This window comes from Variovorax sp. 20P10.2.4 (genome assembly GCF_058244205.1).
Genome location: NZ_JBZAYE010000196.1, coordinates 1 through 11,639, shown reverse-complemented (window position 1 = coordinate 11,639; position 11,639 = coordinate 1). Strand labels below are relative to the sequence as shown.

Below are 11,639 nucleotides of genomic sequence, written 5' to 3'. Positions count from 1 at the left end.
GCGGGAGGTGGCGGAAGGCATGGTCGGATTCTGTCTCCAGGGCGGGAAGGCTTCGATTGCCTGTCAACCAAACAGTTGGTAATATGAATTTCAGGATCTGTTTGTACCTTCTTTTGGAGTGAGCTGCATGAAAAAGCTGTTGTCGGTGGCTGGCGCCGCCGCCGTTCTCGCGCTGCAGGGCCCCGCGGCATTCGCCGCCGATTCCATGAGCCTGATGCTCAACTGGACGCCCACGGCGGACCATGCGCCGCTCTACTACGCCAAGTCCAAGGGCTGGTACTCGGAGGCCGGCATCGACCTCGACATCGAGGCCGGCAAGGGCTCGGCCGTGTCGGCGCAGCGCGTGGGCACGGGCGGCAGCGAGCTCGGCATCTCCGACCTGCCGACCACCATCCAGGCGCGCGGCAAGGGCGCCGACGTGAAGGCGCTGATGGTGATCTACGCCAACAGCCCGCAGGGCTTCTACTGGCTCAAGTCCTCGGGCATCCAGGGGCCGAAGGACTTCGCGGGCCGCAAGATCGGCAACCCGCCGGGCGATGCCGCGCGCCTGATGTGGCCGGCCTTCGCCAAGAAGACCGGGCTCGACCCGGCCAGCGTGAGCTTCGTCAACGTGAGCCCGCAGGCCAAGGTGGCGGCGCTCAAGAGCAAGTCGGTCGACATCATCAGCGACTTCTACAACGAGCACGACCTCAAGGTGCGCGAGTTCGGCGACGACCTCGGCTTCCAGCCCTGGCGCGGCGCGGGCGTGAACGTCTACGGCAACTCGCTGATCGTCAACGGCGCCTACCTCGCGAAGAAGCCCGAGCAGGTGAAGAAGTTCGTCGCCGTCACGCAGCGCGCCTATGAGGCCTGCGTGAAGGACTTCGCGCCCTGCCTGCAGGCGCTGACCGCGAGCGTGAGCGGGCTGTCGCCCGACAACCAGCGCGACCAGTGGGAACGCATCAAGCAGCTGATGCGCGACGACACCACCACCAAGGTGGCGCTCGGTGCCTTCGATGGCGCGCGCGTGAAGGCCGACTACGAGCTGGTCTCGTCGCTGATCGGCATCGAGAAGCCCTACGACCCCGCGCTGCTGTTCAGCAACGACTTCCTCGACAAGAACGTGCGCATGGCGCCCTGAGCGCCTTGCGCGCCGCGGGCCTTCAGCCTTGGTAAGGCGGAATTGGCCCCTGGTCCGAGGGCGCGGGCGGCGGCACGTCGCCGTGCTTCTGCCGTTCGCGGAACAGCGCGGCGCGCATCAGGAAGATGGTGGTGACGGGCGTGGTAAGCGCCACGAACAGCGCGATCAGGGTCGCGTGCAGGAACAGGCTGTGGCTCTGCACCGAGAAGTAGACGATGGTCGCGACCATCATCGACCACACGCCGCCGGTGGCGCCCAGGGTGGGCGCGTGGATGCGGCGGAAGAAGCTCGGCAGCCGCACCAGGCCGAAGGAGCCGATGGCCGCGAAGGCCGCGCCCAGCACCGCGAACACGCCGGTGGCGATCTCGGCCCACAGCGGCAGCGGGCCCACGACGAAGTCGCTCATTCGATCACCTCCCCGCGCAGCAGGAATTTGGCCATCGCCGTCGAACTGACGAAGCCGAACAGCGCGATCAGCATCGCGGCGCCGAAGTACACGTCGCTCGCGTAGACGATGCCCAGCACCAGCATCATCAGCATGCCGTTGATGTAGAGGCAGTCGAGCGCCATCACGCGGTCCTGCGCGGTGGGGCCGATCAGCAGGCGCGCGACGGCGCACAGCATCGCCACCGCGAGCAGGAACAGCGCGAACTTGAGCGACCAGAAGAGGATGGGCGTCATGATTCGAAGATCTCCATCAGCGGACGTTCGTAGCGGCTCTTGATCTGGGCGATGAAGGCCGCCTCGTCGTCGAGGTCGAAGACGTGGATCAGCAGGGTGCTGCGGTCGAAGGCCACCTCGCCCCAGGCGGTGCCGGGTGTGAGGCACATGATCATCGCGAGCACCGCGAGGCCGTTGGGGTCGCGCAGGTCCAGCGGTATGCGCAGGAAGTTCGAATGGATCTGGTCGCTGCGGCGCGTGAGCAGCGCGCGCGCCACCGCGAACACCGACAGCGACATGTCGTAGAGCACGACGCCGGCCAGCCGCAGCGCCACGCCGGGCCGGCGCATGCGCACGGTGGCGGGCCGCAGGCCCTTGGTCAGCAGCGGCACGGCGACGGCCAGCAGCAGGCCCGAGACCAGGGTGCTGGCCTCGAGCGACTGGTTGAGCAGCAGCCAGACGACGAGCAGCGCGACCGACAGCGGCGGGGACGGGATCAGGCGCTTCATGGCGTGCCGGCCTTCGTATCGCCCTTGGCAGCAGCGGGCACCGGGTTCGGCACCTGCCGCGCGCCCATCACCGCCGCGCGGTAGGCGCTCGGCGTGCGCAGGCCCTCGGCGGTGGCCATCGCGTGGCGCAGCACCGGCTCGGACCAGACGGTGAGCGCGATGCAGGCCGCGATCAGCCCGGCCACCGGCAGCACCTCGAGCGCGGGCAGCGAGGGCAGGTTGGCATGCGGCTGGGTCCAGAAATGGCGGATGCCGGTGCGGGTCAGTGCGATCAGCGCGAGGAAGCCCGAGGCGATCAGCAGCACGAGGAAGGTCCAGTCGGCGGCGGTGAGCGCGCTGGCGCTGCCCATCAGCCCCGAGAGCATCGCGAACTTGCCGACGAAGCCCGACAGCGGCGGCAGGCCCGTGAGCAGCAGCGTGCAGATCATGAAGCTCAGGCCGAGGAAGGCCACGCCGGCCGGGATGGCGCGGCCGTAGAGCGCCTGCGCGTTGTCGTCGAGGTTCACGTCGTCGAGCGCGCGCAGGTCCTCGGCCAGGAAGGGCGCGTTGCCCGCGGCCTCGTGCGGCGCCACGCTCATGCCGGCGTTGCGCCAGCGCTCGATCATGTCGATCAGCAGGAAGAAGGCGGCCACCGCGAGCGTGGAGCTCAGCAGGTAGAACAGCGCGCCGGCCCAGACATCGGGCTGGCCCAGCCCGACCGCGGTGAGCAGCGTGCCGGCCGAGATCAGCACGCTGAAGCCCGCGAGATTCGACAGCCGCTGCGTGCCGACGATGCCGATGGCCGCGACGAACAGGGTGGCGAGGCCGGCGCCGATCAGCACCACCTGGCCGAACTCGGCCGAGGCGCCGGTGTCGGGCGCGAACAGCACGGTCCACAGCCGCAGCACGGTGTAGACGCCGAGCTTGGTGAGCAGCGCGAACACCGCGCCCACCGGCGACACCGCCGCGCTGTAGGCCGGCACCAGCCAGAAGTTGAGCGGCCAGGCCCCGGCCTTGGCGAAGAAGGCGGTGAACAGGATGGCCGCGGCCGCGTGCACCAGGCCGCGGTCGCCGGGCGCGAGCTGGGCGATGCGCAGCCCCAAGTCGGCCATGTTGAGCGTGCCGGTGGCGCCGTAGAGCATGGCCGCGCCGATCAGGAACAGCGAGGAGGCGGCGAGGTTGATCGCGATGTAGTGCAGCCCGGCCTGCACCCGCAGCCGGCCCGAGCCGTGCAGCAGCAGGCCGTAGGAGGCGGCCAGCATGACCTCGAAGAACACGAACAGGTTGAACAGGTCGCCGGTGAGGAAGGCGCCGTTCAGGCCCATGAGCTGCAGCTGCAGCAGCGGATGGAAGTGCACGCCCGCGCGGTCCCAGCGCGAGGTGGAGTAGATCGAGGCGGCGAAGGCGATCACGCCGGTCAGCGCCACCATCATGGTCGAGAGCCGGTCGGCCACCAGCACGATGCCGAAGGGCGCGCGCCAGTTGCCCGGCAGGTAGACGCCGATCGAGCCCGGGCCGCCGCCGGTGTCGGCCGCGTTGACCCAGCGCAGCAGCGCGAGCGCGGCCATGAGGCCCACCAGGCCCGAGACCACGCTGAGGAAGGACTTGGTGCGGCGGCGCTGCTCGCCCAGCAGCAGCATCAGCGCGGCCGTGAGCATCGGCACCAGGATCGGCACCGCCACCAGATGCGGCATGCTGATCTCGAGCAACTGGTCGAGCAGGCGGAAGAGCTCGGTCATTCGCGCGCCTCCTCCTGCTCCTGGCGTTCCTCGCCGTCCACGTGGTCGGTGCCGGTCAGGCCGCGCGAGGCCAGCAGCACCACCAGGAACAGCGCGGTCATCGCGAAGCCGATCACGATCGCGGTGAGCACCAGCGCCTGCGGCATCGGGTCGGCCGTGTTGGCCAGCGTGGCCGCGAAGCCGGGGATCAGCACCGGCTCGCTGTCGACCTTGAGCCGGCCCATGCTGAAGATGAAGAGATTGACCGCGTACGAGATCAGGGTCAGGCCCATGATGACCTGGAAGGTGCGCGGACGCAGCAGCAGGTAGACACCCGAGCCGGTCAGCACGCCGATCGCGAGGGCGAGCACGATTTCCATCAGCGCGCTCCCTCCGGCGTGGCGCCGGCCGCCAGCGCATCCGCTTCGGCCTGCGCCTCCTTCTCGGCCTGCTCGTCGGCCCAGCGATGGCTGCGCACCGACTGGTGCGCGAGCGCGGTGAGGATCAGCATGGTGGCACCGAGCACCAGCGCGAACACGCCGATGTCGAAGAAGAGGGCACTGGGCACGTGGATGTCGCCGAGCACCGGCAGGTGCAGGTGGGCGGTGTGCGTGGTCAGGAAGGGGTAGCCGAGGAAGACCGCGCCGCTGCCGGTGCCCAGCGCGAACAGCAGGCCGATGGCGATCCAGCGGCGCGGGTAGATGCGCAGGTGCTCTTCCACCCACTCGGTGCCCGAGACGATGAACTGCAGCACCAGCGCCACCGACATCACCAGCCCCGCGACGAAGCCGCCGCCGGGCGCGTTGTGGCCGCGCATGAAGAGATAGACCGCCACCAGCACCGACAGCGGCAGCAGCAGGCGCACCAGCACCGCGGGCACCATCAGGTAGCCGACGGCGGTGTCCTTGGCGCGGCGCGGGTTCAGCAGGTCGCTGCTGCCGTCGTCGGCCTGGGCGCGCTGCTGCGGCGGCAGCGCCATCGATTCGACCGCGGGCCGGAAGCGGCGCAGCAGCGCATAGACGGTGAGCGCCACCACGCCGAGCACGGTGATCTCGCCGAAGGTGTCGAAGCCGCGGAAGTCGACCAGCATCACGTTGACCACGTTGGTGCCGCCACCCTCGCTGAGCGCGCGCTCGAGGAAGAAGGGCGAGATGCTCTGCGGGAAGGTGCGCGTCATCATGGCCCAGGCCAGCGCCGCCATGCCGCAGCCCGCGACGGTGGCCACCAGCAGGTCGCGGCCGCGCCGGCCCCAGGGGCGCAGGCGCGCGCTCGCGGTCTGCACCGCGTCCTTGCTGCGCATCGGCAGCCAGCGCAGGCCCAGCAGGATCAGCACCGTGGTCACGGCCTCGACCACCAGCTGCGTGAGCGCGAGGTCGGGCGCCGAGAACCAGATGTAGGTGACGCACGAGACCAGGCCCGCGCCCGCGGCCAGCATCAATGCGGCGAGCCGGTGGAACTTGGCCTGCCAGGCGGCGGCCAGCGCACAGACGCCGCCGATCAGCCAGGTCATGGCGAACATCGGCGAGAAGGGCAGCAGCTCGCGCGTGCCGGCGGCCGCGGGCGTCTGCTTGAGCGCCGCGAAGGCGCCGGCCACGGCCACCACCACGAGCAGCAGCAGCTGGGTCTGCATGCGGCGCGTGCCGAACAGGCGGCGGCTGCGCCGGCCGGCCTCGCTCAGCAGCGCGATCAGGTGCTCGAAGATCACCTGGCCGTCGAAGCGGTGCAGCAGCGGCGTGTGCTCGAGGCCGCCGGCCGCGCGCTGGCGGCGCTGCAGCAGGTAGAGCCCCGCGCCGCCCGCCAGGGCGACGAAGCTCATCAGGAGCGGCAGGTTGAAGCCGTGCCACACGGCCAGGCTGTACTCGGGCAGGAGGCCGCCGACCACGGGCGCGGCCGCGGCGGCCAGCATCGGGCCGACCGACCAGGCCGGCGCCACGCCCACCACCAGGCAGATCAGCACCAGCAGCTCGACCGGCACGCGCATCCAGTGCGGCGGCTCGTGCGGCGGCTTGGGCACGTCGTTGCCGCAGGGCGCGCCGAAGAACACGTCGAACACGAAGCGCGCCGAGTAGGCCACGCTGAAGATGCCGGCCAGCGTGGCGATCAGCGGCAGGCTGAAGTCGACCCAGGGCGTGGCCTGGATGAACACCGTCTCGGCGAAGAACATCTCCTTCGAGAGGAAGCCGTTGAGCAGCGGCACGCCGGCCATCGAGGCGCTGGCGATGATGGCCAGCGTGCCGGTGATCGGCATCAGCTTCATCAGGCCGCTGAGCTTGCGGATGTCGCGCGTGCCGGTCTCGTGGTCGATGATGCCGGCGGCCATGAACAGCGAGGCCTTGAAGGTCGCGTGGTTCATGACGTGGAACACCGCCGCCACCGCCGCGAGCGGGCTGTTGAGGCCCAGCAGCAGGGTGATGAGGCCGAGGTGCGAGATGGTCGAGTAGGCCAGCAGCGCCTTCAGGTCGCGCTGGAACATCGCGATGAAGCCGCCGAGCAGCAGCGTGATCGCGCCCGCGCCGCCCACCAGCCAGAACCACTGCTCGGTGCCCGAGAGCACGGGCCACAGCCGCGCCATCAGGAACACGCCGAGCTTCACCATGGTGGCCGAGTGCAGGTAGGCCGACACCGGCGTGGGCGCGGCCATGGCGCGCGGCAGCCAGAAGTGGAACGGGAACTGCGCGCTCTTGGTGAAGGCGCCCAGCAGGATCAGCACCAGCGCCACCGGGTAGAGCGCGTGGGCGCGGATCACGTCACCCGAGGCCAGCACCACGTCGAGCTCGTAGCTGCCGACGATGCGGCCCAGCACCAGCACGCCGGCCAGCAGGCACAGCCCGCCCGCGCCGGTGACTGTGAGCGCCATGCGCGCGCCGCGCCGGGCATCGCGCCGGTGGTGCCAGTAGCCGATGAGGAGGAACGAGAACAGGCTGGTGAGCTCCCAGAACAGCACCATCTGGATCAGGTTGCCCGAGAGCACCACGCCCATCATCGCGCCCATGAACGCGAGGAAGAAGGAGAAGAAGCGCGGCACCGGATCGGAGGCCGACATGTAGTAGCGCGCATACAGCACCACCAGCGTGCCGATGCCCAGCACCAGCATGCAGAACAGCCAGGCGAAGCCGTCCATGCGGAACACGAGGTTCAGGCCCAACGCGGGCAGCCATTCGATCTCGTGGCGCAGCACGTTGCCGTTGGCGAGCCGGGGGAAGAGCCAGGCCGTCTGCACCGCGCAGCCCAGCGCGACCAGCCCTGCGAGCGTGGACTCCCGATTGCGCGCGTTCGACGGCATCAAGGCCGCCAGCACACTGGCAAGGAACGGGAGTGCGACGAGCAGGACGAGGGGCATTGCGGTCGATTCTATCGGCCGCCTCTATGGCGGACCCTATCTATAACCGCAGGACATAAGGCAGTTTTTTGGCCGGCGATCAGGCCGAGAAGGCCTGCACGGTACGCAGTCCGAGCCAGGTCATGCACAGCGAGCCGCCCAGGTGCAGGGCGATGGTGCCCATGGCGAGTCCGACGCGGCCGCCGGTCAGCATGCCCACCACTTCGGCCGAGAAGCTCGAGAAGGTGGTGAGGGTGCCGAGGAAGCCGGTGATCACCATCAGGCGCCAGGCCGGGTTGATGTCCGGCAGGCCACTGAACACGCCGATGGCCACGCCGATCAGGTAGCCGCCGATCAGGTTCACCGCCAGCGTGCCCCAGGGCAGGATGCCGCCGGGGTTGAGCCACAGGGCGAAGCCCCAGCGCAGGAGGGCGCCGACACAGGCGGCGAGGCAGATGACGACGACGTTCAGCAGCATGGCGGCGATTATCCGCAAGCCGCCGCGGGCGCTGCTAGCGCTCCTTGCCCATCACCACGTCGGGCAGGATGGTGACGATGCTCGGGAACAGCGTGATCAGCGCGATGCACAGCACGAGGCAGAAGAAGAAGGGGATCGCCGCCTTGGCGATCACGTTGCTGTCCTTGCCCGTCATGTTCTGCAGCACGAAGAGGTTGAAGCCCACCGGCGGCGTGACCTCGGCGATCTCGACCAGCAGCACGATGAAGATGCCGAACCACACGAGGTCGAAGCCGGCCTTCTGGATCATCGGCAGCACCACCGCGCTGGTCAGCACAATCATCGAGATGCCGTCGAGCGCCGTGCCCAGCACCAGGTAGACCACGACCAGGGCCCCGATCAGCGCGTAGGGCGACAGGTGCATGCTGTCGACCCATTCGGCGAGTTCGCGCGGGATGCCGGTGAAGGCCATCGTCTTGGTCAGGAAGGCCGCGCCCGCGAGGATGAACATGATCATGCAACTGGTGCGCGTGGCACCCATGAGTCCGTCCTTGAAGTTCTTCCAGGTCAGGCTGCGGCCCCAGGCCGCGATGGCCAGCGAACCGAGTACGCCGAAGGCCGCGCATTCGGTGGCCGTGGCCCAGCCTGCCACCAGCACCCAGACGATGAACACGATCAGCAGCGCGCAGGGGATCAGGTTGCCCGAGAGGCGGATCTTTTCCATGAAGGTGGTCGGCGGATCGGCCGGCGGCACCTTGTCGGGATTGCGCAGGCTCCACCAGCCGATGTAGCCCGAGAACAGCAGCATCAGCAGGAAACCCGGCAGGAAGCCGGCGAGGAAGATGCGGATGATGGACGCGTCGGCCGCCACGGCATAGACCACCATCGTGATCGAGGGCGGGATCAGGATGCCGAGCGTGCCCGCGGTGGCGAGCGAGCCGATGGCGAGCTTCTCGTTGTAGCCGCGGCGCTTGAGTTCGGGCAGCGCGACCTTGGCGATGGTGGCGCAGGTCGCTGCCGAGGAGCCCGAGACCGAGCCGAACACGCCGCAACCGAGGATGGTGGTGTGCATCAGCCGGCCCGGCACGCGATTGAGCCAGGGGCGCAGGCCCTCGAACATCTCCTCGCTGAGCTTGGTTCGAAAGAGGATCTCGCCCATCCAGATGAACAGCGGCAGCGCCGCGAGCTCCCAGCTCGCATTGCTTTCCCAGAAGGCCGAGAACAGGTTCTTGCCGGGCAGCGTGTTGGTGAAGAAGGCCTGGCCGACCCAGCCGACGATGGCCAGCGTCATCGCGATCCAGACGCCGCCCGCGAGCAGCAGCAGCATGATCCCGAGCAGCAGGGCGCCCATCCAGAGGTTTTCGAACATCGGGTGTCTTGGGTGTTGTTGTGGGTGTTCGAAGACTCAGACGTCGGAGGAGAAGTCGCCCGCGGCGTGGCGTTCTTCTATGGCGCGCTGGTAGCTGGGCTTCTCGCCGCGCAGCACGCCCACGAGCTCGTCGATCATCGCGATCAGCAGCAGCCAGCAGCCGATCACGAAGGTCGATTGCGGAATCCAGATCGGGATCACGACCAGGCCCGTGGCCATCTCGGCGAACTCGTAGCTCTCCCAGGTGAAGCTGGTGGCCCAGTAGGTGAGGTAGGACACCGAGACCGCCGCGATCAGCAGGCAGGTGACGTCGAGCACGCGCCGCGTCTTCGGCGGCACGGCCTCGAGCAGCAGCGTGACGCGCACGAAGTCGCCGTGGCGGAACGCATGGGCCATCGCGAAGAAGGCCGCGGCCGCGCACAGCCACGCCACCACGTCGTTGAGCCCGCTCACGTGCCAGTTCATCTGTCGGCCCACGCCGGCCAGGATCATCAGCACGAAGATCAGGAACACGCAGAACGCGCCGAGCGCGCCGGCGCCGTCGTAGAGGCGGTCCAGGAATTTGCGCACGGGCTACTTTTTCTTGTACGCGTCGACGATGGCCTGGCCGTCGGGGCCCGCGGCCTTGAGCCAGTCGGCCTGCATGATGCCGCCGACCTGGCGCATGTCGGCATCGAGCTTGGCCGAGGGCTTGTGGATCTTCATGCCGCGCTCGGCGAGCAGGCGCTTGTATTCCTCGTTCTTCTCCTGCGCGACCTTCCAGCCGCGCGTCTCTGCATCGGCCGCGGCCTTGGTGACGGCGGCCTTGGTGGTGGCGTCGAGCGCGTCGAAGGCCTTGGCGTTGACGAGGATCGCGTTCTTCGGGATCCAGGCCTGCGTGTCGTAGAAGTTCTTGATGTGCTCGAAGGTCTTGGTGTCGTAGCCGGTCGAGCCCGAGCTCATGTAGCTCTCGATCACGCCGGTGGCCATGGCTGCGCTGAGCTCGGCCTGCTGGATCTGCACCGGCTGGGCGCCGATCAGTTCGGCGATTTTGGCGGTGGCCGGGCTGTAGGCGCGCCACTTGATGCCGCGCAGGTCGGCCACCGAGCTCACTTCCTTCTTCGAGTAGATGCCCTGCGGCGCCCACGGCACCACGAACAGCACCTTGATGCCTTGCGCGGCGAGCAGCTTCTCCATCGCGGGCTTGGAGGCTTCGTAGAGCTTCTTCGCTTCGGGGTAGGTGGTGGCCAGGAAGGGCACGCCGTCGAGCGCATAGATCGGGTTCTCGTTGGCGAAGTTGGCCAGGAGGATCTCGCCGGCCTGGGCCTGGCCGCTTTGCACCGCGCGCTTGATCTCGGGCGCCTTGAACAGCGAGGCGTTCGCATGCACCGTGACCTTGAGCTTGCCGCCGGTGGCCGCGTCCACGTCCTTCGCGAACTGCGTGATGTTCTCGGTGTGGTAGTTCGTGGCCGGGTAGGCCGTGGGCAGGTCCCACTTGGTTTGCGCGAAGGCCGCGGCGCCGAGGGTGAGGCCTGCGAGGGCCAGGCCGAACTTGTGATTCATGTGCGCGCTCCGGATGTAGTGAAAGCAAAACGAAAGAAAAAGCATACGTGCAAATTCCGGGCCACTTGCTGAGGCCTTTCCCTGCTTGTTGCGCGGTGGCGGCACCGTGCCGGCATGGGTTGACGCGCATGAAAAAGCCGCCCCGAAGGGCGGCTCGTTCGCGGGGCTAAGGCCCCGTCATTCCTTGGCCGCGACCTTCGCGGGCTTGCCGGCCTTGGGCGCGGCGGCCGGTGCGTCGCCACCCGCGTAGGCCTTGCCGTTGACCGTGAGGCCTTCGGCCGAGAGCTTGGCCGCGGCCTTCTCCTTCACGCCCTTCACGCGCTGCATGAGATCGGCCCAGTCCTTGAACTCGCCCTGCTTGCGCGCGTCGAGGATGCGCTTGGAGAGCGCGGGCCCCACGCCCTTGAGGCCATCGAGATCGGCTTCACTGCCCTTGTTGACATCGACCGCCGCGAACGATGCGGCAGCGAACAGCAGGGCGGCCGTGGCCACGATTTTCTTGAACATGTTTGAACTCCCTCGTTGATGCTTTTGATGCGCCGACAAGACGTCGGCTTTGGCTCAACGAGGGCTCGGAACAGGGCGTTGACGGCCGCGCGCCAGCGGCCACCATTGTTCAGCAAGGTGATCGAAGGTCTCGGCTCCGAGGCCGATCAGAGCTCTTCGACGCGGCGCGGCGGATAGCTGTCCCAGGCCTGGCAGCCGGGGCAGTGCCAGAAGTACTGGTGCGCCTCGAAGCCGCAGGCCGCGCAGCGGTAGCGCATCAGCGGCCGCGTGGCCTGGTCGAGCGCGCGCTGCACCTGCGGATGGAACTGCTCGTGCTCGAAGCGTTCGCCCGCGAGCCAGCGCGAGGCCGCGACCAGCGAGGGCTGGTGCGCGAGGTGCGCGATGTAGCCGTCGCGCGGCACGGGTGCTTCGCCCTCGGCCTCGGGCGTGGTGCCGGCGGGCGCGCCGCCAAACACGATC

12 protein-coding genes and 1 pseudogene are annotated in these 11,639 nt (G+C 68.6%); 1 reads left to right on the top strand and 12 read right to left on the bottom strand.

Going from position 1 to position 11,639, the window contains the following annotated elements:
- The first annotated feature begins 127 nt into the window (after nt 1-127).
- Nucleotides 128-1,120, top strand: coding sequence for an ABC transporter substrate-binding protein (locus tag AC27VN_RS19080; protein ID WP_490877520.1), 993 nt, complete (start codon nt 128-130; stop codon nt 1,118-1,120).
- A 22-nt stretch (nt 1,121-1,142) separates the two neighbouring features.
- Here AC27VN_RS19080 and mnhG read toward each other — a convergent pair whose 3' ends face one another.
- The 12 genes and pseudogenes from mnhG to AC27VN_RS19020 form a co-directional block, all read right to left on the bottom strand.
- Nucleotides 1,143-1,526 (bottom strand): monovalent cation/H(+) antiporter subunit G, encoded by a 384-nt coding sequence (gene mnhG / locus AC27VN_RS19075; RefSeq protein ID WP_093349234.1) that lies wholly within the window; start codon nt 1,524-1,526, stop codon nt 1,143-1,145.
- On the bottom strand, nt 1,523-1,801 hold the full coding sequence (locus tag AC27VN_RS19070; protein ID WP_057589592.1) for a K+/H+ antiporter subunit F: 279 nt from the start codon (nt 1,799-1,801) through the stop codon (nt 1,523-1,525). The genes mnhG and AC27VN_RS19070 overlap by 4 nt, the downstream gene beginning before the upstream one ends.
- Nucleotides 1,798-2,289 (bottom strand): Na+/H+ antiporter subunit E, encoded by a 492-nt coding sequence (locus AC27VN_RS19065; RefSeq protein ID WP_093349237.1) that lies wholly within the window; start codon nt 2,287-2,289, stop codon nt 1,798-1,800. The genes AC27VN_RS19070 and AC27VN_RS19065 overlap by 4 nt, the downstream gene beginning before the upstream one ends.
- The gene (locus tag AC27VN_RS19060; RefSeq protein WP_208510325.1) at nt 2,286-4,007 is read right to left on the bottom strand and encodes a monovalent cation/H+ antiporter subunit D; all 1,722 of its coding nucleotides are present in this window, start codon (nt 4,005-4,007) and stop codon (nt 2,286-2,288) included. Before AC27VN_RS19060 ends, AC27VN_RS19065 begins: the two co-directional genes overlap by 4 nt.
- A complete protein-coding gene (locus AC27VN_RS19055) occupies nt 4,004-4,366 on the bottom strand; it encodes a Na+/H+ antiporter subunit C (RefSeq protein WP_057589595.1) in 363 nt (120 codons plus the stop codon). The genes AC27VN_RS19060 and AC27VN_RS19055 overlap by 4 nt, the downstream gene beginning before the upstream one ends.
- Nucleotides 4,366-7,326 carry a monovalent cation/H+ antiporter subunit A gene (locus AC27VN_RS19050; RefSeq protein ID WP_490877519.1) on the bottom strand — a complete coding sequence of 987 codons (2,961 nt, stop codon included), beginning with the start codon at nt 7,324-7,326 and terminating at the stop codon, nt 4,366-4,368. Before AC27VN_RS19050 ends, AC27VN_RS19055 begins: the two co-directional genes overlap by 1 nt.
- A 79-nt stretch (nt 7,327-7,405) precedes the next feature.
- Nucleotides 7,406-7,783 carry a fluoride efflux transporter CrcB gene (gene crcB, locus AC27VN_RS19045; RefSeq protein ID WP_296798698.1) on the bottom strand — a complete coding sequence of 126 codons (378 nt, stop codon included), beginning with the start codon at nt 7,781-7,783 and terminating at the stop codon, nt 7,406-7,408.
- Between the two features lie 34 nt (nt 7,784-7,817).
- The gene (locus tag AC27VN_RS19040) at nt 7,818-9,131 is read right to left on the bottom strand and encodes a TRAP transporter large permease (protein ID WP_203205068.1); all 1,314 of its coding nucleotides are present in this window, start codon (nt 9,129-9,131) and stop codon (nt 7,818-7,820) included.
- A gap of 36 nt (nt 9,132-9,167) precedes the next feature.
- Nucleotides 9,168-9,701 carry a TRAP transporter small permease gene (locus AC27VN_RS19035; protein ID WP_203205069.1) on the bottom strand — a complete coding sequence of 178 codons (534 nt, stop codon included), beginning with the start codon at nt 9,699-9,701 and terminating at the stop codon, nt 9,168-9,170.
- 3 nt (nt 9,702-9,704) lie between these two features.
- On the bottom strand, nt 9,705-10,673 hold the full coding sequence (locus AC27VN_RS19030; RefSeq protein ID WP_208510328.1) for a TRAP transporter substrate-binding protein: 969 nt from the start codon (nt 10,671-10,673) through the stop codon (nt 9,705-9,707).
- A gap of 177 nt (nt 10,674-10,850) precedes the next feature.
- Nucleotides 10,851-11,180 (bottom strand): ComEA family DNA-binding protein, encoded by a 330-nt coding sequence (locus AC27VN_RS19025; RefSeq protein WP_203205071.1) that lies wholly within the window; start codon nt 11,178-11,180, stop codon nt 10,851-10,853.
- A 146-nt stretch (nt 11,181-11,326) separates the two neighbouring features.
- Nucleotides 11,327-11,639 (bottom strand): annotated as a pseudogene (locus AC27VN_RS19020) (lipopolysaccharide assembly protein LapB); the annotation flags it as partial.